The 19,957-nt window shown below is 73.8% G+C and carries 21 protein-coding genes; 12 read left to right on the top strand and 9 right to left on the bottom strand.

What is annotated here, in order from left to right:
• Positions 1-42: 42 nt before the first annotated feature.
• On the top strand, positions 43-465 hold the full coding sequence (locus tag J3473_RS02545) for an Lrp/AsnC family transcriptional regulator (RefSeq protein ID WP_030529189.1): 423 nt from the start codon (positions 43-45) through the stop codon (positions 463-465).
• The gene (locus J3473_RS02540) at positions 462-1,037 is read left to right on the top strand and encodes a DinB family protein (RefSeq protein WP_242525639.1); all 576 of its coding nucleotides are present in this window, start codon (positions 462-464) and stop codon (positions 1,035-1,037) included. Before J3473_RS02545 ends, J3473_RS02540 begins: the two co-directional genes overlap by 4 nt.
• Positions 1,038-1,049: 12 nt before the next feature.
• On the opposite strand, the gene J3473_RS02535 is transcribed toward J3473_RS02540, so the two are convergent.
• On the bottom strand, positions 1,050-2,006 hold the full coding sequence (locus J3473_RS02535; protein ID WP_207021762.1) for an NAD(P)/FAD-dependent oxidoreductase: 957 nt from the start codon (positions 2,004-2,006) through the stop codon (positions 1,050-1,052).
• Between the two features lie 50 nt (positions 2,007-2,056).
• Between J3473_RS02535 and J3473_RS02530 the strand changes: the two genes are divergently transcribed.
• The gene (locus J3473_RS02530) at positions 2,057-2,629 is read left to right on the top strand and encodes a helix-turn-helix domain-containing protein (RefSeq protein ID WP_242525638.1); all 573 of its coding nucleotides are present in this window, start codon (positions 2,057-2,059) and stop codon (positions 2,627-2,629) included.
• Here the strand turns inward: J3473_RS02530 and ybaK are convergent.
• Positions 2,626-3,111 (bottom strand): Cys-tRNA(Pro) deacylase, encoded by a 486-nt coding sequence (ybaK, locus tag J3473_RS02525; RefSeq protein WP_030529185.1) that lies wholly within the window; start codon positions 3,109-3,111, stop codon positions 2,626-2,628. The two genes, J3473_RS02530 and ybaK, sit on opposite strands and share 4 nt — an antisense overlap.
• A gap of 23 nt (positions 3,112-3,134) precedes the next feature.
• The gene (locus tag J3473_RS02520) at positions 3,135-4,580 is read right to left on the bottom strand and encodes a KamA family radical SAM protein (protein ID WP_207021761.1); all 1,446 of its coding nucleotides are present in this window, start codon (positions 4,578-4,580) and stop codon (positions 3,135-3,137) included.
• A 126-nt stretch (positions 4,581-4,706) separates the two neighbouring features.
• Between J3473_RS02520 and J3473_RS02515 the strand changes: the two genes are divergently transcribed.
• Positions 4,707-5,726: an L-erythro-3,5-diaminohexanoate dehydrogenase gene (locus tag J3473_RS02515; protein ID WP_242525637.1), complete on the top strand. Its 1,020-nt coding sequence runs from the start codon at positions 4,707-4,709 to the stop codon at positions 5,724-5,726.
• Positions 5,727-5,859: 133 nt separating this feature from the next.
• On the opposite strand, the gene J3473_RS02510 is transcribed toward J3473_RS02515, so the two are convergent.
• On the bottom strand, positions 5,860-6,048 hold the full coding sequence (locus J3473_RS02510) for a hypothetical protein (protein ID WP_207021760.1): 189 nt from the start codon (positions 6,046-6,048) through the stop codon (positions 5,860-5,862).
• A 60-nt stretch (positions 6,049-6,108) separates the two neighbouring features.
• Here J3473_RS02510 and J3473_RS02505 point away from each other — a divergent pair, with 60 nt between their 5' ends.
• Both J3473_RS02505 and J3473_RS02500 read left to right on the top strand, forming a co-directional pair.
• Complete coding sequence (locus tag J3473_RS02505; protein ID WP_207021759.1) at positions 6,109-7,662, top strand: amidohydrolase; 1,554 nt, start codon at positions 6,109-6,111, stop codon at positions 7,660-7,662.
• Positions 7,663-7,784: 122 nt separating this feature from the next.
• Positions 7,785-8,222 (top strand): hypothetical protein, encoded by a 438-nt coding sequence (locus J3473_RS02500; RefSeq protein ID WP_207021758.1) that lies wholly within the window; start codon positions 7,785-7,787, stop codon positions 8,220-8,222.
• A 30-nt stretch (positions 8,223-8,252) separates the two neighbouring features.
• Here the strand turns inward: J3473_RS02500 and J3473_RS02495 are convergent, their stop codons facing one another.
• Entirely contained in the window at positions 8,253-9,689 is a 1,437-nt protein-coding gene (locus J3473_RS02495; protein WP_207021757.1) for a DUF222 domain-containing protein, read from the bottom strand.
• Positions 9,690-9,794: 105 nt separating this feature from the next.
• On the bottom strand, positions 9,795-10,376 hold the full coding sequence (locus tag J3473_RS02490; protein WP_207021756.1) for a GNAT family N-acetyltransferase: 582 nt from the start codon (positions 10,374-10,376) through the stop codon (positions 9,795-9,797).
• Positions 10,377-10,503: 127 nt separating this feature from the next.
• Here J3473_RS02490 and J3473_RS02485 point away from each other — a divergent pair, with 127 nt between their 5' ends.
• From J3473_RS02485 to J3473_RS02460, 6 genes are read left to right on the top strand one after another with little or no spacing between them, the layout of a single operon-like run.
• The gene (locus tag J3473_RS02485; protein WP_207021755.1) at positions 10,504-12,111 is read left to right on the top strand and encodes a lysine 5,6-aminomutase subunit alpha; all 1,608 of its coding nucleotides are present in this window, start codon (positions 10,504-10,506) and stop codon (positions 12,109-12,111) included.
• The gene (locus J3473_RS02480; protein WP_207021754.1) at positions 12,108-12,899 is read left to right on the top strand and encodes an OAM dimerization domain-containing protein; all 792 of its coding nucleotides are present in this window, start codon (positions 12,108-12,110) and stop codon (positions 12,897-12,899) included. Before J3473_RS02485 ends, J3473_RS02480 begins: the two co-directional genes overlap by 4 nt.
• Complete coding sequence (locus J3473_RS02475; protein ID WP_030529176.1) at positions 12,896-13,288, top strand: hotdog domain-containing protein; 393 nt, start codon at positions 12,896-12,898, stop codon at positions 13,286-13,288. The genes J3473_RS02480 and J3473_RS02475 overlap by 4 nt, the downstream gene beginning before the upstream one ends.
• A gap of 14 nt (positions 13,289-13,302) precedes the next feature.
• Entirely contained in the window at positions 13,303-14,865 is a 1,563-nt protein-coding gene (gene lnt / locus J3473_RS02470; protein WP_207021753.1) for an apolipoprotein N-acyltransferase, read from the top strand.
• The gene (locus J3473_RS02465; protein ID WP_207021752.1) at positions 14,858-15,637 is read left to right on the top strand and encodes a polyprenol monophosphomannose synthase; all 780 of its coding nucleotides are present in this window, start codon (positions 14,858-14,860) and stop codon (positions 15,635-15,637) included. The genes lnt and J3473_RS02465 overlap by 8 nt, the downstream gene beginning before the upstream one ends.
• The gene (locus J3473_RS02460) at positions 15,634-16,122 is read left to right on the top strand and encodes an FxsA family protein (RefSeq protein WP_242525636.1); all 489 of its coding nucleotides are present in this window, start codon (positions 15,634-15,636) and stop codon (positions 16,120-16,122) included. The genes J3473_RS02465 and J3473_RS02460 overlap by 4 nt, the downstream gene beginning before the upstream one ends.
• 87 nt (positions 16,123-16,209) lie before the next feature.
• Here J3473_RS02460 and J3473_RS02455 read toward each other — a convergent pair whose 3' ends face one another.
• The 3 genes from J3473_RS02455 to J3473_RS02445 form a co-directional block, all read right to left on the bottom strand.
• Complete coding sequence (locus J3473_RS02455; RefSeq protein ID WP_030529172.1) at positions 16,210-16,569, bottom strand: RNA polymerase-binding protein RbpA; 360 nt, start codon at positions 16,567-16,569, stop codon at positions 16,210-16,212.
• A 138-nt stretch (positions 16,570-16,707) separates the two neighbouring features.
• A complete protein-coding gene (locus tag J3473_RS02450) occupies positions 16,708-18,270 on the bottom strand; it encodes an MFS transporter (RefSeq protein ID WP_030529171.1) in 1,563 nt (520 codons plus the stop codon).
• A gap of 70 nt (positions 18,271-18,340) precedes the next feature.
• Positions 18,341-19,669 carry a D-alanyl-D-alanine carboxypeptidase family protein gene (locus tag J3473_RS02445; protein ID WP_207021751.1) on the bottom strand — a complete coding sequence of 443 codons (1,329 nt, stop codon included), beginning with the start codon at positions 19,667-19,669 and terminating at the stop codon, positions 18,341-18,343.
• Between the last annotated feature and the right edge of the window lie 288 nt (positions 19,670-19,957).

Below are 19,957 nucleotides of genomic sequence, written 5' to 3'. Positions count from 1 at the left end.
GAGTCCGGGTGGTGACGGGGGAGGTCGCACTACGCTGACGCCGTGGAAGACCTCGACCGGCGCATCGTCGACCTGCTCACCGAGGACGGCCGGACCAGCTACACCGACCTCGGCAAGGCCCTCGGCATGTCCACCTCCGCGGTGCACCAGCGGGTCCGCCGGCTCGAGCAGCGCGGGGTCATCAAGGGATACACCGCCCGGATCGACCACCGCGCCGTCGGACGGCAGCTGACGGCCTTCATGTCCGTCACCCCGCTCGACCCGAGCCAGCCCGACGACATCCCGGAGCGCCTCCAGGGCATCGAGCAGATCGAGGAGTGCCACTCGGTCGCCGGCGACGAGAACTACATCCTCAAGGTGCGTGTCGCGACGCCGGCCGAGCTCGAGGAGCTCATCGCCCGGATCCGTGGCGCCGCGCACGTCTCGACCCGGACCACGGTGGTGCTCTCGACCCCGTGGGAGTGAGCATCCCGCCGGGGCTGCCGAGCGACCTGCACCACTACCTGCAGGACGCCCGGGACGCGATGCTGCGCACGCTCGACGGCCTGTCGGAGTACGACGTCCGGCGGCCCCTGACACCGACGGGCACCAACCTCCTCGGCCTGGTCAAGCACCTCACCGGGGTCGAGGTCGGGTACTTCCTGCAGTCCCTGGGGCGCCCGGCGCCGACCCTGCCGTGGGACGAGGACGGCTCGGTCTGGGACAACGGCGACCTGTGGGCCCGCGCCGACGAGAGCCGGCCGTGGGTGCTGGACCTCTATCGCAGCGCGTGGACGCTGTCCGACGCGGCGCTCGCCGAGGTGCCGCTCGACACCCCCGCCGAGCCGCCGTGGTGGCCGGAGGCGACCCGGCGGACGACGTTCGGTCACCTCGTGGTCCGCGTCGTCGCCGAGACCGCGCAGCACGCCGGCCACGCCGAGATCCTCCGCGAAGGGCTCGACGGGCAGGTCGGCCGCGACGCCGCGGCCTTCGGCGAGGACGCCGGCTTCGAGCGCCTCGTCGCCGACGTCCAGCGCGCGGCCGACGCCCACCGCTGACGGCGACGGCGGTCATCCGTCCGCGAGGCGGCGCTCCTGGTCCTCGGTGACCAGCTCGGCGTTGACCATCGCCCCGGTCCGGGTGCCGGCCGCGGCGGCCATGACCACCTGACCCATCGGCTCGGTGACGTTGCCCGCGACCCAGACCCGGGGGACGGACGTCCGCCCGACGGGGTCCGCCGCGACGTGCCGCGCGAGGACCTGCCCCTGCATCTCGAGGTCGACGAGCGCGAGGCCGAGGTCGTCGAGGAGCGCGTCGCGTGCCTCGACCCGCGTCTGCACGGCGACGGCGTCGGCGCCCACGACCCCACCCGGGGTCTCGAGGCCGACGAGCGCACCGTCGCACTCGACGACGCCGGTCGCCGGGCCGTCCACCACCGCCACGCCCAGCCGCACGAGGCGCTCGCGCGCCGCGGCGTCGAGCACGGACGGCTCGTGCACGAGGACGGTGAGGTCGGCGGTCAGCTGCCCGAAGAGGCCGGCCTGGTGCACGGCCATCGGCGTCGTCGCGAGCACGACGACCCGGCGGTCGCGCACCTCCCAGCCGTGGCAGTAGGGGCAGTGGACGACGGCCGTGCCCCAGTGCCGGTGCAGCCCCGGGACGTCGGGCAGGACGTCGACGGCGCCGCCGGCGAGCACGAGGTGACGCGCCGTCCACGCGGACCCGTCGGACGCCGTGACGACGAGCCGGTCGTCCTCCCGGCGGGCCGAGCCGGCCGCGGAGGCGACGACGCGGCCCCCGTACGCCTCGAGCTCCGCACGGCCACGCGCGAGCAGCTCCAGCGGCGGCACGCCGTCGTGGCCGAGGAACGCGTGCACCCCGCCGGCCGGGGCGTTGCGCGGCTCACCGGCGTCGAGGACGACGACGGACCGGCGGGAGCGGGCGAGGACGGTGGCGGCCGAGAGGCCGGCGGCCCCACCGCCGACCACGAGGACGTCGACGGGCAGGGGAGCGGAGGTGGTGGTCATGGACCGACGATGCGTCCGCGCCGAGCGGGTCGGCAAGGTACGTTGCCGGAGTGGCAAACCTCGACCCGACCGCCGTGGGGCAGCGCCTGCGCGAGGTCCGCACCCGCCGGCGCATGACCCTCGCCGAGGTCTCGGCCGGCACCGGCATCTCGGTCAGCACCCTGTCCCGGCTCGAGTCCGGCTCTCGGCGGGCGACGCTGGAGCTGCTCGTCGGGCTGGCGCGCGTCTACCGCGTGACCCTCGACGAGCTCGTCGACGCTCCCCGCACCGGCGACCCCCGCGTGCACCTGCAGCCGGTGGAGCACCCGTACGCACAGGTCGTGCCGCTCACCGAGCGGGTCGGCGGCCCGCGAGCGTTCAAGATGGTGCTTCACCCGGACGGGCGCGAGCCCGACCCACGCAGCCACGAGGGCTACGACTGGATCTACGTCCTCGACGGCCGTCTGCGCCTCGTGCTCGCCGAGCACGACGTCGTCCTCGGCGTCGGCGAGGTCGCCGAGTTCGACACGCGCACCCCGCACTGGTTCGGGTGCGCCGACGACCACCCGGTCGAGCTGCTGAGCATCATGGGGCCGCAGGGGGAGCGGATGCACGTGCGCGCCCGCCCGCGGCGGCGCGACTAGCGCCCGATGTCCGCGAGGGTCGCGCCGGTGACCCGGACGAGGTCGGCCGGCGCGACCCCGAGGTCGAGGCCGCGGCGCCCGCCGGAGACGTAGACGACGTCGAACAGCTCCGCGGACTCGTCGACGACGGTCGGCAGGGCGCGCTTCTGGCCGACCGGCGAGATGCCTCCCACGACGTAGCCGGTCGACCGCTCGGCGTCCGCCGGGTCGGCCATCGTCACGCGCTTGACCCCGAGCGCGCTCGCCATCGCCTTGAGGTCGAGCTGCCCGGCGACCGGGACGACGCCGACGGCGAGCCCGGCGCCGGTGTCGACGAGGAGGGTCTTGAACACCTGCTCGGCGGGCAGCCCGAGGACGTGCGCCGCCTCGAGCCCGTAGGAGGGCGCGGCCGGGTCGTGCGCGTAGGCGTGCTGGGTGAACGCGACGCCCGCCGCCGTGAGGGCCACGGTGGCGGGCGTCCCGGACGGTGCGCGGCGGACCATGCCGCCGAGCCTAGGGCCGGCGCTCAGACGAGGTCGGCGACCGACGCGGCGCGGGACGCCCCGGCACCGGCGACGGCCTGCTCGTGCACCGCCTCGACGTCGGTGTTGGCGCGCCACCACTCCTGGCCGGACTCGGGGAGGGTGTAGATCGGGTCGTAGTAGACGTACTCGCGCGACAGCGCCTCGGCGTCGTCACCCTCGATCGACGTGCGGTAGTTCTTGCGCCAGAACGACATCCCCTTCTCGGTGTCGTAGCTGTCGACCTGGTGCACCCAGCGCTTGCCGACGAACGGCACGTCGCAGACGATGCGCGGCGTCGCGAACCCGGGCAGGTAGCCCATGATCGAGTGCTGGAGGTGCTGGGCCTCGGCCAGCGAGAGCCGCCAGTGCTCGGCGAACGGGATCATGTCGCACATGTAGAAGTAGTACGGCGTGATGCTCGCCTCGTCCTGGAGGGCGAAGCAGAGGTCGAGCAGCTGCTCGGAGGAGTCGTTGACGCCCCGCATGAGCACGCCCTGGTTGCGCACGTCGCGCACCCCGGCCTCGAGCATCGCCTTCGCCGCCTGCGCGACGAGCGGCGTCACGGACTCGGCGTTGTTGACGTGCGTGTGGATGGCCAGCGAGACACCACGCGAGCGGGCCTTGGCGCTGACCCGGGCGACGCCCTCGACGACGTCGGGCTGGAGCCAGTGTTGCGGCAGGCCCATGAGCGCCTTGGTCGCGAGCCGGATGTCGCGGATGTTCTCGACGTCGAGGAGCTTGTCGAGGAAGCCCTCGAGGTTCTTCCACGGCATGTTCGCGACGTCGCCGCCGGAGACGACGACGTCCCGGACACCGGGGGTGCGCTGGAGGTAGTCGAGCATCGCGGCGTAGCGGTCGACCGGCTTGCCCGCGAGCTTGAGCTTGGTGAACTGCGGGGTCGAGTTGCCGACGAGGTCCATCCGCGTGCAGTGGCCGCAGTACTGCGGGCACGTCGGCAGCATCTCGGCGAGCACCTTGGTCGGGTAGCGGTGGGTCAGGCCCTCGACCGCCCACATGTCGTGCTCGTGGAGGCTGTCGCGCGTCGCGAACGGGTGGCTCGCCCAGTCGGTGCGGCGGTCGGAGAACACCGGCAGCATGTAGCGGCGCACCGGGTCGGCGTAGAACGCGTCGGTGAACGCGGCGCCGGCGGCCGGCATCGGGCTGTCGGTCGAGGCGACCATCGTGTTGAGCATCTGCGGCGGGACGAGCATCGACATCGTCGCCCGCTCGGCCTGGTCGCGGTCGACGTCGGCGTAGAAGCGCTCCTCGAGCAGGTCGCCCATGACGGCGCGCAGCTGCCCGACGTTCTTCACGCAGTGGGACCGCTGCCACTGCGCGCTCTCCCACTCCTCGCGCGTGACGTCCCGCCAGCCGGGGAGGCGGGTCCAGTCCGGCTCCACCAGCTCACGTCGCCGGTACGCGTAGGGCTGCTCGATGCTCGTCGCCATGCGTGGCAGGATACGGGACGGATGGCGCCCCTTGCACGCGCTCACCGCAAGAACTGCGGCGGCGTGTCGGATATCGAGGAGATTCTTGTGCGGACGACCCCCAGCTCACCCGTTGGCCTCCACCGCGTGATCGAGCCCGCCGGTGCGTCGCTGCCGCAGGCGGCGCGCGTGCTCGATGCCGGCCCCGAGCTGTGGCCGGACGAGGTGCGCATCGACGTCGAGACGCTCAACCTCGACGCGGCCTCCTTCCGGCAGCTGACCGAGAAGCACGGAGGCGACGGCGAGGCCGTCCGCGCCGAGGTGCTCGCCATCGTCGGGGAGCGCGGCAAGATGCAGAACCCGGTGACGGGGTCCGGCGGGATGCTCGTCGGCACGGTGGCGGAGGTCGGCCCCGAGTCGCCGCTCGGGCTGGCGGTGGGGGACCGGGTCGCGACCCTGGTCTCCCTGTCGCTGACCCCGCTCGTGATCACCGACGAACTCGAGCGCTGGGACGGCCGCTCCGAGCGCGTGCCCGCGTCCGGGACGGCCGTGCTCTTCGGTCGTTCGATCGCCGCGCGCCTGCCCGAGGACCTCTCGCCCGACCTCGCCCTCATGGTCATGGACGTCTGCGGCGCCCCGGCGCTCGTCGCCCGGGTCGTCGCGGAGCACCTGGCGCGGGGAAGCGCCCCGACGGTCGCGGTGCTCGGCGCGGCGGGCAAGTCCGGTTCGCTCTCGCTGGCCGCCGCGCGCGACGCCGGCGCCGGCCGTCGCATCGGGGTCGTGCCGACGCAGGCCGAGGCCGAACTGCTGCGGCCCACCGGCCTCGCCGACGAGGTGGTCGTCGCGGACGCCCGCTCCCCGCTGGGGCTCTCGGAGGCCGTCGCCGCCGCCGGAGGACCGGCCGACGTCACCGTCGTCTGCGTCGACGTGCCCGGCTGCGAGCAGCCCGCCGTCCTCGCGACCGCGCAGGGCGGCACGATCATCTACTTCTCGATGGCCACCAGCTTCGCCGCCGCGGCGCTCGGGGCCGAGGGGCTCGCCGCCGACGTGCGGATGCTCGTCGGCAACGGCTACGTCCCGGGGCACGCCGACCTCGCCGTCGACATCGTCCGGCGCGACCCGGCGGTGCGCGGCCTGTTCGAGTCGCGCCTGGCCGCGGAGGGCTAGCCGGCGGGCTGCTCGCGCAGCACCGGCATCTCGACGAACCCGTCGACCGACGCCAGGCGCAGCACCACGCGGGCCGGGGCGGGCATCCGCCGCAGGCCCTCGGCCGGGTCGAGGTCGTGCGGCGGACCGAGGGTCAGGAGGCTCCGGCCGCGAACGTCACGTGGTCACCGTCGCGGAACGCGTTGACCGGGTTCCGGTCCGTCCGTCCCGACCGCCGCCCGACGTGCTCGACCTCGGCGAAGGAGCCACGACCGACCAGGTGCACCGTCAGCCGGTTGGTCACGTGCTTGTTGACGGACCGGAGGGCGTTCGGGAACGGCACGACACCATCGTGGCCCCGTCCCCGGCACGGCGCCAGCGTCCGGGATCCTAGAGTGGCGCCGTGCCGACGACCCTGTACCGCAACGCCCGTGTCCGCACCCCCGAGCACCCGGCGTGCACGGCGCTCGTCGTCGGCGACGACGGACGCGTGGCCTGGCTCGGCGACGAGGCCGGGGCTGACCGGCACGCCGACGCGGTGGACGCCGTCGTCGACCTCGGCGGGGCGCTCGTCCTGCCCGGGTTCGTCGACGCGCACGCTCACGTGTCGCACACCGGCCTCGGGATGCGCGGGGTGGACCTGTCCGGGACGCGCACCGTCACCGAGGCGCTCGACCTCGTCGCCGCGGCGGCCCGCGAGCTCCCCGGCGCACCGGTCTTCGCGCACGGCTGGCAGGAGCAGGACTGGACCCGCGAGCGGGCGATGACGGCCCTCGAGCTGGACCGTGCCACCGGGGGAGGGGTGGTGTACGCCTCGCGCATCGACGGCCACTCGGCGGTCGTCTCGACCGCGCTCGTGGCCCTCTCCGGGGCCGACGCCGTCGACGGCTGGTCGGCGAGCGGTTTCGTCGTGCGGGACGCGAAGAACGCCGCCCGGTCCGCCTTCGACGCCTCCCGCAGCCACGCCGACCGGCGCGAGGACATCGAGGTGGCCCTGCGGACGGCGGCATCCCTCGGAATCGTGTCCGTGCACGAGTGCGGCGGACCGCTGCTCACCTCCGCCGAGGACTTCGCCGACGTCCTCGACCTCGGCCGCCGGGCCGACCTGCCCGAGACCGTCGGCTACTGGGCCGAGGCCGTCACCGAGCCGGGCCAGGCCCGTGCGCTGGCCGGGCTGCACGGAGCCGTCGGGCTCGGGGGCGACCTCAACATCGACGGGTCGATCGGGTCGCACACGGCGCTGCTGCGCGACGACTACCTCGACGAGCACGGCTGCCGCGGGACGGCGTACCGCGACGCGGCCGGGGTCCGCGACCACGTGGCGGCGTGCGCCGCCGCCGGGGTGCAGAGCGGTTTCCACGTCATCGGCGACGCCGGTCTCGACCTCGTCCTCGAGGGGTACGTGAAGGCCGCCGAGCTGGTGGGGGAGGAGACCGTACGCGCCTCGCGACCGCGCCTCGAGCACGCCGAGATGGTCGACGCCGACGGCATCGCGACGATGGCCCGGCTGGGGATCGCCGCCAGCGTGCAGCCGGCCTTCGACGCGTACTGGGGTGGGCGCGAGGGGATGTACGCCGCGCGCCTCGGGGCCGAGCGCGGGGTGGCGACCAACCCGTTCGCGTCGTTCGGCCGGGCGGGGGTGCGACTGGCGTTCGGCGCCGACTCCCCGGTCACGCCCTTCGCCCCGTGGGTCGCCGTCCGGGCCGCGGTCGAGCACCGCGACACCGCCGAGCGCATCGACACGGCGACCGCGCTCGCGGCCCACACCGTCGGCGGCCACGACCTCGCCGGGCGGGACGGTGGCGTCCTCGCGGTCGGAGCGGCCGCCTCCTTCGCGGTCTTCTCGGTCCCGGCCTACGCCGCGGACGACCTGCCCGCGCTCGGCGGCGGTGCGCCGCTGCCGGAGTGCCTGCTCACCGTGCGTGACGGGGTCGTCCTGCACGACGCCTCGGCCTGAGCCCCACGTCGCTCGGCGCGTCCGGTCGGTTCCCGTCGCGCGCAGGCTGGCGCCGTGCAACGCTTCGGCCGTCGCGTGCGTCCATGGCACGAGGACCACACCACGGCAGCGGGGAGGCAGTCATGAGCGACGGCGGCGCGAGCGGCGGGTTCGACTCCGGGTCGAGCGGGGGAGGCTTCGACTCCGGCTCGTTCGGCGGAGGCGGCTTCGACTCCGGGAGTGGCTCGTTCGACCCCGGTCCCGCCGGAGGCATCGACCACCACGGGATGCACGGGGTTCACGGGGTGCATGGCCACGGGATCCCGGGGATGCACGGCGCTGAGTCACCGCTGTGGACGCACGAGCAGCAGATGCGCCACCACCGGTCACGACGGTCCGGGGGCAGCATGCCGACGAGCCCGGTCGGCATCGTGCTGTTCGTCGTCGTCGCGATCATCGCGCTCGTCGTGTTCTCGAACATCGCCTCCCGCTCTACCGAGGTCTACCCGGGCGTCCCCTCGAGCGAGGTGTTCGACGACGGCTCGGGCGACGTGCCGTTCGACCTCCCCGAGGAGCCCTGACGTCGCCGCCCCGCGGCGTCCACCCGCGCGTCAGCGCTGCACGCGGTGCTGGGGTTCGGTGGTGCGGGTGGCGCCGTCGGGGCCGTGCCAGGTGACGGTGCCGTCGGGGGTGAGGCGGGGTCGCCACCGGCTCTGTTGCTTGAAGCGGTGGTGGCGTCGGCAGAGGTCCTCCAGCCCGGTCGGGGTGGTCTGGCCGACGGGCCAGGGCCTCACGTGGTCGAGGTCGCAGCGTTCGGCGGGTCGGGTGCAGCCCCACATCCGGCACGTCCCGTCCCGGGTCTTCACGAACTCGCTGATCGCCGTCGAGGGCTTGTACGCGGCGGTCGTGAGCGATGCCAGCGTGCCGGTGTCGGCCTCGAGGACCGCGCGGGCCACCTCGAACGGCAGCAGCTTGAGGAGGTTGGCGAGGGTGGCGGGGTCGACCCAGCCCAGACCCGGCAGCTGCGTCCCCGACACCGCATACCCCGGCGACACGACCGCTTGCGTGTAGGCGAGGTCGCCGTCCAGCTCGGCCGGCTCCTCCAACCACGACAGCTCCTCGCGCGAGTCAGCGTCGAGGTCGCCGTACCGGACGACCTCCCCGGTGGTGGCGTCCACGAGGGTGTCCTCGTCGTCCCACTCCACCCGGAACCTCGTCCCGCACTGCTCCTCGGGCGCCGGCCGGTCCGTGACTACAGGCACCCCGAGGGTGACCTGCGCCGAGACCTTGACGTTGCGCAGCACGAGGTCGGCCAACGCGTCCGCGCGCGACTCCGGCACCGACAGGCCCTCGTCGACCTGCCGGTAGCCACCGGCCAGCTCCTCCACCGCCGCCCACATCGCCGAGGACGTCGCCGTCGGCAGGGACGCGAACCACTCCGTCAGGCCGTCCTCACCCGGGCACACCTCCACCCGCCGCCCCTTGCGCGTCCGCGCCACGTGCGCCGCGACCTGGTCGGCCGCCACCCGCGTCGCGACCCGCCGCGCCTCACCCGCGACCCGCGCCGGGTCCATCGATCCCAGCCGGGGCGCCAGTGCCTCGTCCACCTGCCCGCAGGCCTCGGCGTCCAGACCGGCGCAGGCGTCGATGACCTTGTGCGCCGACGCCGCCGGGACCTCACCGGCCAGCAACAGCTCCAGCAGCCGCGGGAAGCACCCACCCAGCGCCGCCCCGAGGGAGACCTTGCGCGAGGCCAGGCCCTCGGTCAGCCCGGTCGCCAGCGCCATCTGCGTCGAGGCCATCTGGTCCATGTACCCCAGCGGGTGGATGCGCTCGGTCCCCAGCAGGGTCAGCTCGAACCGGGCTCCCCAGGCCCCCGCCAGAGCCGTCGCGCCCTCGGCCGCGTTGACCACGCCCTGCAGCTGCCCGGCCAGCGCGAACGCCTCGTCCTCCGACAGCGACTGACCCGACTCCGCCAGCTCACGACCCAGCCGCGCGCACTCCTCGCGCAGCCCCGCAATGCTGCGGGAGAGGGTCTCGGTGTCCATGCCTCAGTGTACCGAACACGTGTTCGACGGGCAAAGGTCAGTAGGCATCTGTGGACAACGAATATCCGCCCACGACAGCCGGTTTCGAGCGGCCCTCAACGACGTTCAGCGCGCTTTCCGTTCCATCCACTCCTCGCGCAGCAGGGCGTAGGTCAGGCCGTCGACCCACCCGAGCTCGGCGTGCCAGGAGTCGCGGACGCCGTGCTGCTCGCGCCGCATCCCCGCCTTCTCCATGACCTTCCACGAACCGATGTTGTCCGCGAAGCAGCCGGCCGTCACCCGCCGCAGCCGCAGGTCCTCGAACGCGATCTCCAGGAGCACCACCAGCGTGCGGCTCGCGAGGCCTCGCCCGTGCACCGCGGGGTCGAACAGGTACCCCACCAGCCCCTCGGAGCGCAGGTGCTCGGTGCCGCCGTCCTGACCCATGCCGTCGAGGACGTCGACGAAAGCGGTCCCCGCGACGCGCCCCTCGTGCTCGACGGCGAGCGGCAGGGTCCACTCCGGTCGATCCCGGAGGCGCTCGAGCATCTCGGCCTCGGTCATCGTCGTGCGCAGCAGCCACCGGGCGACGTCGGGGTGGTTGCGCCACGCCATGACGGCCGCGACGTCCGCCTCGACGGCCGGGCGGAGCACGAGGTCCCCGTCCCGGCGCGGGCGGACCGGGGGCAGGCCGGGGTCGTCGCTCATCCCTCGATCGAACCAGACGGGGACGAGCACCTCCATCCAGCTCACGCGCCCGGGTCGCGCCGCGAGGATCTGCGGCGCGCGGCCGGATCCGCTACAAGTCCTGCGGCCGAATTGCTAGATTGACGCCGTGTCTTCGCGTCGTCCTGCCCTGCTCGACCTCGACCCCGCCGTCGTCCGCAAGGCCCGCAGCCTCGCACGGCGCGCCGGCAAGCCCGTCGTCGACCTCGCCCGAGCCCACACGACCGTCTCCGTCGAGCGCGCCACGCTGCGCCTGGCCGGCCTCTCGGGCGCCGACCACGAGGGCACGCCGTGGGTCAACCACCTCGTCGACGCGGTGCGCGGCGAGGTCGGGCTCGAGCACGGCGTCACCACCCCGGTCTGGGACGCCCTGCGCCGCGGCGAGGCCCCGGACCTGCTGACGCTCGCCCAGAAGGCGAGCAGCGGGGGAGTGTCGTTCCGCCTCCCCGAGGGGCGTGACCTCACCGGCTCGCGCAAGGCCGCCCGCAGCGCCGTCGCGAAGGGCGTCCGCACGGTCGACTCCCAGCGCCGCGCCCGGGAGCGGATGATCGCCAAGGTCGGTGACGCGCCGCGCACCCCGTGGGTCTACCTCATCGTCGCGACCGGCGACATCCACGAGGACATCCCGCAGGCGCAGGCCGCCGCCCGCGAGGGCGCCGACATCATCGCGGTCATCCGCTCCACCGGGCAGAGCCTCCTCGACTTCGTCCCCGAGGGCGCGACGCGCGAGGGGTACGCCGGCACCTACGCGACGCAGGAGAACTTCCGCCTGATGCGCGCTGCCCTCGACGAGAGCAGCCGCGAGCTCGGCCGGTACGTCCGCCTGACCAACTACGCCAGCGGCCTGTGCATGCCCGAGATCGCCGCCCTCGCCGGGCTCGAGCGGCTCGACATGATGCTCAACGACTCGATGTACGGGATCCTCTTCCGCGACATCAACCCGATCCGCACCTTCGTCGACCAACGCTTCAGCCGCCAGGTCCACGCGCGCGCCGGCATCATCATCAACACCGGCGAGGACAACTACCTGACGACCGCCGACGCCGTCGAGGCCGCGCACACCGTCACGGTCAGCCAGCTGCTCAACGAGTACTTCGCCAAGGAGGCGGGCCTCGAGGACTGGCAACTCGGCCTCGGGCACGCGTTCGAGATCAACCCCGACATCCCCGACAGCTTCCGGATCGAGCTGGCCCACGCCCTGCTCGCCCGTCAGCTCTTCCCGGACGCGCCCCTGAAGTGGATGCCGCCGACGAAGCACATGACCGGTGACGTCTTCCGCGGCTACCTCCTCGACGGGTTCTTCAACCTCGTCGGCGCGATGACCGGGCAGGGCATCCTCCTCGTCGGGATGATGACCGAGGCCGTCGTCACGCCGTGGCTCTCCGACCGCGACCTCGCCCTCCAGAACGTCCGCTACGTCATGGACGCGGCCGGCGGCCTCACCGAGGACTTCCACCCGCCGCGCGACGGGTTCATCCAGACCCGAGCCCGCCAGGTGCTCTCGGAGGCGGTCGACCTGCTCGACACGATCGTCACCGACACGAGCACCCGCGGCACCCAGTACCCGCAGCCGCTGCTCGCCGCGATCACCGACGGCACCTTCGGCGCGATGAAGCGGCCGCCGACCAAGGGCAAGGGCCTCGACGGCGTCTTCGTCAAGGCCGACGGCTACGACAACCCCGCGACCGCCCTCCTCGAGGAAGGGGCCACCCGATGAGCGCGACCCCCACCCCGGCCACGCCCGGCCCCCTCGTGCGCCCCTACGGCGACACGACCGGCGACGGGATGGTGCAGGTCTCCTTCACCCTGCCGCTGCCGCACGACAAGCGCGCCGAGGGCGCCGCCCTCCAGCTGGCCGCGAAGATGGGCATGAGCCCGGCGCTGCTCGTCCACGCCAAGGCGATGGGACCGCACTTCACGTTCTTCGTCGTCTACGGCTCGGTCACCCACCTCGTCGACCTGCGCGAGGTCCAGGTCGTCGAGCGCGAGTTCCCGCTGCTCGGCTCGGCCGAGGTCAACCAGGCGATCCGGAGCCACCTGGGGCGAAAGCTCGTCGTCGTCGGCGCGTGCATCGGCACCGACGCGCACACGGTCGGCATCGACGCCATCCTCAACATCAAGGGCTTCGCCGGTGAGAAGGGCCTGGAGTACTACCGCGAGATGAAGGTCGTCAACCTCGGCGCCCAGGTCCTCGTGCCGGAGCTCGTGGCGAGCGCCCGCGAGGTCGGCGCCGACGCGGTCCTCGTCTCGCAGGTCGTCACCCAGAAGGACGCCCACATCCACAACACGACGACGATGTCGGCCGCCTTCCGCGAGGCGTTCCCCGCCGGGGAGGTGCCGCTGCTCGTCGTCGGCGGCCCCCGCTTCGAGGAGGGCTCGGCCTCGGCGCTCGGTGTCGACCGCGTCTTCGGCCGCGGCACCACACCCGGCGAGGTGGCGTCCTACCTCGTCCACGAGCTCGTCGCCCCCCGCACGAGCACCGACCCCCGAGGAGAGCAGCGATGACCCGAGCCGAGGTCGGCCGCACCGTCACCCACCGCCGCTACGTCCCGTACTCGCACGCGCACTACGCCGGCAACCTCGTCGACGGCGCGTACAGCCTCGCCGCGTTCGGCGACGTCGCCACCGAGATGTGCATCGTCACCGACGGCGACGAGGGCCTCTTCGCCTCCTACTCCGACGTGCAGTTCCGCGCGCCGGTGCGGGCCGGCGACGTCATCGAGATCGAGGCCCGGATCGTCCGGGTCGGCAGCCGCTCGCGCGAGATGGAGTTCGAGGTCCGCGTCGTCGGCCGTGGCGCCCCGGAGCGCGGGGAGTCGGCGGCCGACGTCCTTGACCCGCCGGTGCTCGCCACGACCGCCCGCGGGGTGGTCGTGGTCCCCCCAGCCGGGTGACCTACCGTGGGCCGGTGCCCACCCCGCTCCGGCTGCCGGCCGCCCTCGTCGGTGCCGTCCTCGCCGGCCTCGCGCTCTGGCTCGCCTTCCCCACGCACGACCTGTGGTGGCTCGCCCCGGTCGGCGTGGCGCTGCTCGGGGCCGTCGTCCTCGTGGCCGGCGCCGCGCGCGGGTTCCTCCTCGGCCTCGTCGCCGGCCTGGCGTTCTTCGTCCCGACCCTCTCGTGGTCCGGGGTGTACGTGGGCAGGCTGCCCTGGTTCGCCCTCGCGACCCTCGAGGCGCTCTACCTCGCCGTGATGGGCGCCGTCGTCGGGTACGCCGGGCGACGCCTGGTCGCTGCCGGGCACCGACGCGCGGCGCTGCTCCTCGTCCCGCTCGCCTGGGTGGCCCAGGAGTGGGCGCGCTCCACCACTCCGTACGGCGGGTTCCCGTGGGCGCGGCTGGCCTTCAGCCAGGCCGACAGCCCGCTGGCGCACGTCGCCCGCTGGCTCGGGGCCCCCGGGGTCACCTTCGCCGTGGCCGTCGTCGGCACCGGCCTCCTGGCCCTCGGGTGGGGCCTCGTCGGACGCCGGCCGGGCCGCGTCGTCGCGGGGCTCCTCGTCGCCGTCGCCCCGCTCGCCGCCGGACTGCTGCCCCTGCCCACCGACGGCCGCCCCGAGACGATCGGCTTCGTCCAGGGCAACGTCCCCACGGCGGGGCTGGAGTTCAACGCCCAGCGGCGGGCCGTGCTCGACAACCACGTCAAGGGCACCTTCGAGCTCGCGAAGAAGGCCCCGGAGGACCTCAGCCTCGTCGTCTGGCCCGAGAACGCCTCGGACATCGACCCGTTCCGCAACGCCGACGCCGACGCCGAGATCCGCGCGTCGCAGGCCGAGGTCGGCGTCCCGCTCATGATCGGCGCCGTGCTCGCCGAGCCCGTCGGGGCCAACTCCAACGTCTCGCTCTTCTACACCGGCTCCGGTCAGCCGCAGCGCTACACGAAGCTGCACCCGGTGCCGTTCGCCGAGTACATCCCGCACCGCGAGTTCTTCGCGATGTTCACCCCGATGGCCAACCTCGCCGGCAACTTCGTCGCCGGCGACACGATCGGCGTCTTCCGGGTGCCGACGGCGGGCGGCGAGTACGTGGCCCTGCCGACCATCTGCTTCGAGGTGGCCTACGACGGCCTGATGCGCGACAGCGTCGCGGCGGCCGGCACCACGCCCTCGGTGCTCGTCGTCCAGACGAACAACGCGACCTTCGGCTACACCGCCGAGAGCGAGCAGCAGTTCGCGATCTCGCGCATCCGGGCGATCGAGCACGGCCGCAGCGTCGTCCACGTCTCCACGGTCGGTGTCTCCGGGTTCGTCGCACCCGACGGCAGCGTCTCCGCCGAGACCGGGCTCTTCACCGCCGCACAGGCCGCCGAACCCGTCGTCGTGCGGACGGAGACGACGCCGGCCGACCGGGTGGGGGAGGCCCCGGTGCTGCTCGCGAGCGCGCTGCTGGCCCTGCTCGTCCTGTCGTCGGTGCGCGTGGGCCGGCGCGTTAGGGTGACGGCAGAGTCCAGCCCACCCGAGGAACACCCCGTTGCCTGAGAGTCCCCGCCCGCCGATCACGCGTGTCGCCGTGCTCGTCCCCACGTACAACGAGCGCGAGAACCTCCCCGCCGCCGTCCACGGCGTCCGGACCGCCGTCCCGACCGCCGACGTCGTCGTCCTCGACGACGCCTCGCCCGACGGCACCGGCCAGGTCGCCGACGAGCTGGCCGCCGCCGACCCGCAGGTGCACGTCCTGCACCGCGCCGGCAAGGAGGGCCTGGGCGCCGCCTACCTCGACGGCTTCCGCTGGGCGCTCGAGCGCGGCTACGACGCCGTCGTCGAGATGGACGCCGACGGCTCCCACCGCCCCGAGCACCTCCCGTCGCTGCTCGCCGCGGCCGCGGACGCCGACGCCGTCATCGGCTCGCGCTGGGTCCCCGGCGGCAAGGTCGTCAACTGGCCGCTGCACCGCAAGGCCCTCTCGGTCGGCGGCAACCTCTACGTCAAGGTCCTCCTCGGGATGCCCGTCAACGACGCGACGGCCGGCTTCCGCGTCTACCGGGCCGACGCCCTGCACGTCATGGGGCTGGACGACGTCGCCTCGCAGGGCTACTGCTTCCAGACCGACCTCACCTGGCGCGCCGTGCGCGCCGGCCTGCGGGTCGTCGAGGTCCCCATCACCTTCGTCGAGCGCGAGGTCGGGGCCTCGAAGATGAGCCGCGACATCATGACGGAGTCGCTGCGGCGGATCACCGGCTGGGGCGTGCGGCACCGGGCCCGCCAGGCCCGGGAACTGGCGCGCCGCCCGGAGCGTTGGCACGAGCTGTGAACCACCCCGGTGCCACCCCCTACGCCGGCCGCGGCCGGCGTGGACGGCTGGTGCGCCGCCTGCTCGTCGTCGTCCTCGTGCTCGTCCCGCTGCTCGAGATCTCGACCGTCGTCCTCGTCGGCGACGCGATCGGCGGCTGGCCCACCGTTCTGCTCCTCCTGCTCACCTCCGTGCTCGGCGCGTGGGTCATCCGCCGGGAGGGCTCCCGCGCCTGGGCGGCCCTGCGCGACGCCCTGCGCAGCGGCCGGATGCCGGCCCGCGAGCTCGCCGACGGCGTGCTCGTGCTCGTCGGGGGCGTCCTGCTGCTCGTCCCGGGCTTCCTCACCGACCTGCTCGGGGCGCTCGTGCTCCTGCCGTGGACGCGTCCGCTGGCCCGGGTGTGGCTCGAGGCGGTGGTCGCCCGGCGGCTGCTCGCGCCCTTCGGCGGTCCGCGGCGCCCGGGGGAGGGCCCGCCCGACGTCGTCCAGGGACAGATCGTCGATTGACCCGGCGTCCCACGACGTCCGACGCCACGCACGCCGGAGCCCCGGTCACCTGCTCGGTGACCGGGGCTCCGGCGTGGGGTGGACGGCTCAGGCCGTCTTGCGCGAGGTCTTCTCGCCGCGCGACTGGCGCAGCAGCGTCAGGCGCTCCTCGAGCAGCTCCTCGAGCTCGGGGATGGAGCGACGCTCGAGCAGCATGTCCCAGTGGGTGCGCTGCGGCTTGACGGGCTTGGCCTCGGGCTCGGGGCCACCGCCCTGGAGCTTGGCCTCGGCGCCGCACCGGCACTCCCACGTCGGCGGCACGTCGGCCTCGACGGAGAAGGGGAGCTCGATGGTGTGGCCGTTGGGGCACAGGTAGGTCGTGATGTTGCGGTCGGAGGGGACGACGTTCGCGTCCGTCTCCATGCTGAGGGCGCCGAGCCGGCTGCCGCGCAGGCTTCGCTCTGCCATGGGTGTCTCCCGGAGTTCGAATGTCCCGGGCCGGGGTCCTCGCGGCCGGGTCAATGGTTGGAGAACGTGCGCCCGGGGTTCGTTGTTCCGGGGGTCACCGGATGGCAGGCGGGCGTGTGACGCAGATCACCCGAAGGCTCACACGATCCGCGGCAGCTCGTTCCCCGCGTCCATGATGCCCTGTCGGACGTCGACACGCCGAAGGACGAGGTAGCCGAGGACGAAGAAGACGACGAGCGCGACGATCGCCGGGCGGTAGGAGTCGGTGAGCTGGTGGACGACCCCGAAGATCAGCGCCCCGAACCACGAGGTGCCGCGCTCCATCGCCTGGTAGAAGGCGAAGAACTCGGCCTCCCGGGCGCGGGGGACCAGCTGCGAGAAGAGCGAGCGGCTCAGGGCCTGGCTGCCGCCGAGGACGATCCCGATGAAGATGCCGAGGACGAGGAAGGGCAGGAACGCCTTCTCGGGCAGGAAGAACGCGAGGACGACGATCGCCGACCACGCGACCAGGCTGCGCAGGATCGTGCGCCAGGCCCCCCAGCGGGCGGCGAGCCAGCCGAAGAGCAGCGCGCCGCCGAAGGCGACGAACTGCACGAGGAGGATGAGGGCGATGAGCTGGCTCTGCTCGAACTTCAGCTGCTCGGCGCCGTAGAGGCTGCTCGAGGAGATGACCGTCTGGATGCCGTCGTTGAAGAAGAGGTAGGCGAGCAGGAACAGCAACGTGTTCGGGTAGGCGCGCAGGTCGCGGAAGGTGTGTCCGAGCTGGCTGAGGCTGCCGCCCACGATGCCCGCCCGCGGCGCGTCCGCGAGCTCGGTGCGCGGGGCTCCGCGCAGGTTCCACATCCCGACGACCGGGATGAGGGTGAACAGCGCCCACCAGAGGCCGGCCGAGAGGAGGCTGATGCGGACCGCGGTGCCGGTCGTGGCACCGACGAGCTCGGGCTTGCTGACGATGACGAGGTTGACCGCGAGGAGCAGGCCGCCACCGAGGTAGCCCAGGGCCCAGCCGCGGCTGGAGACGCGGTCGCGGTCGTCCGGGCGGGCGATGCGGCACAGCAGCGCGTCGTAGACGACGAGCGAGGCTCCGAGGCTGATCGAGGCGATGATCATCATCAGGGCCCCGAAGCGCCAGTTCGTGCCGGACAGGAAGTACAGCAGCACCGCGGCCGCCGAGCCGGTCCACGCGAAGACGCCCATGAGGCGCGCCGGGCGGGGCGTGCGGTCCGTGACGGCGCCGACGAAGACGAGCAGGACCGCGGAGACGATGGTCGCCAGCGTCACCGTGTACGGCGCGACCGACCCCGGGTCCAGCGGCGCGGTGAGGACGAGGACGACGGTGGCCAGCGCCAGCGGCGGGACGAGGGTCGAGGGACGGTAGGGCAGGCGCGTGTCGCGCGCGTACGCGACGAGCGAGAGGACGAGGCCGACGAGCAGCGCGACGGCCGCGACCATCGCGAGGCCGGGGACCCAGCCCGGCAGGCCTTCCGCCGCGGGGACCACGTAGAGGTCGGTCGTGCAGCGGGCGTCCTCGGCGAGCCCGGGGCAGGCCGCCTCGGTCGCGACCTCGGTGAGGTAGGGGCCGAACAGGACGGTGCCCACCGTCGTCACGAAGGCCGAGTTGGCCCAGTCGTACCAGTACCAGGGGCGGTGGTAGCGGGTGGTGTCGGCCCAGGCGTCGGTGGCCTCGGACTGCGTCGTCATGAGCGGCAGCGTTCCACACGCGGGGGCGGCGCCGCCGTAGGTCGCGCTACTCGGTCGGGCGCGTCACCGCTCAGCCCGCGTACTCCCAGTGCCACGGCTCGGGGAGCTGACCGCCGGCCTCCGCCCACGCGGGGTGGAACCAGCCGTAGAGGGGTGCGTTCTGCCGCATCCAGCGGTGGGCCGCCGAGCCGAAGTCGTCGATGCCGCCGCACAGGTCGAGGGCCCGGCCGAGACCGTGCCGGCTCGTGCCGGGGGTGGCGGCGAAGCTGCCGCGGGTGCCCTTGATCGCCACCTGCTCCGGGTAGGAGCGGTAGGAGTCGGTGACGCACAGGGGGCTGCCGGTCTGCGCGGCGTAGGCCTGGCTCATCGCGTTGAAGGCGGCGGCCGCGGCGGGGGAGAGGCGCTCGCCCGGGGCGCTCCACAGCGGGCAGAGCGCGCTGTCCGGGAACTGGCCGTTGGGGTGGTCGCCGCTGTCGTCGGAGCACGGCTTGCCGACGTGGGCGGTCTCGACGACGGCGTTCGAGAGCGCGTCGAGCAGGCGGGCGGCCGCCTTCTTGGCCTCGGGGGTCCGGGCGCCGACGAGGGCGCTGGCGATGGGGCCGGCCTTGTCGACCTCCTTCATCTGCAGCGCCCGCAGCGCGCCGATCTTCTCGCGCTGCTCGCGCATCACGCCGTCGAGCTCCTTCTTCGCGGCGGCGACGCGGACGCGGGCGTCGGTGGCGGTCCGCTCGGCCTGCTCGGCGGTCGTCGTCAGGCGGACCTGCTCGGCGGTGAGGACGCGCACCTCCTGGAGGGCGCGCGTGCGCTCGCCCGTCAGGTAGGAGAGGTCGCCGAGGGGGTCGCTCACCTCGTCGTCGCGGGCGTCGAGCGCGTCGAGCATCCCGGTGAGGTCGGAGTTGCCGCCGCCGTTGGAGTAGACGTCGAAGACCCAGTCGCGGACCACGGCGCGGGCCCGGGCCAGCCGGTCCTCGAGGGCGGCCAGGTCGGCGCGGGCGCCCTCGGCCTCCTCGTGGGCGTAGTTCTCGGTGTCGGTCGCCGCGGCGAGCTCCTCGAGGACGGTGTTGGAGCGGGCCGAGAGCTCGTCCATCTTCCGGGTCTGCACGGCGAGCTCGGAGGTGGAGCCCTCGATGACGGCGGAGATGCGGTCGGCCTCGGCGACCTGGGCGGCGACGACCTCGGGGGAGAGGGTGGGGTCGGCGTCGGGCTCGCTGTCGCCCTCCGGCGGGGTCCCGGTGACGACCGGCGCGAGAGTCGTTGTGGCAGTGGGGGATACGCTCGGAGACGGCGTGACCGAGGCGGTCGGCGTGGGGGTCGCGACCGGGTCGGCGACGGCGGCGGCCGCAGCCGGGCCGAGCGGCACCGCGGCGGCGACGGCGACCACGAGTGCGCGGCGGAGCACGGCCCCACGGACGACGGAAGAACGCACCACGACTCGTTTCGAATGGTCTCGGGGCGCCGCGGACGACACCCGGCGCGCAGCCCTGCACCGCGTACCTGCCCCCACCATAGGTCGCCGACCCGGCACCTGTCCCGGGTCCGCGGCGAAAGGTCACCCGATCGTCAGGTACACGTCGGCCGGGCGGCCGGGCCGGGGTCGGCCGGTCGGCCCTCGTCGTCCACAGGCGGGGGAGCGGGCCGCGCCCGTCCACAGGTCGCGCTGCGGTCCTTGCCGCCACCCTCCGTCCGG

Origin of the sequence: Phycicoccus sp. DTK01, assembly GCF_017312765.1 — a bacterium.
GTDB lineage: Bacteria > Actinomycetota > Actinomycetes > Actinomycetales > Dermatophilaceae > Phycicoccus > Phycicoccus jejuensis.
The sequence above is the reverse complement of the archived record's forward strand: the minus strand, read 5'-3'. Positions and strand labels throughout refer to the sequence as shown.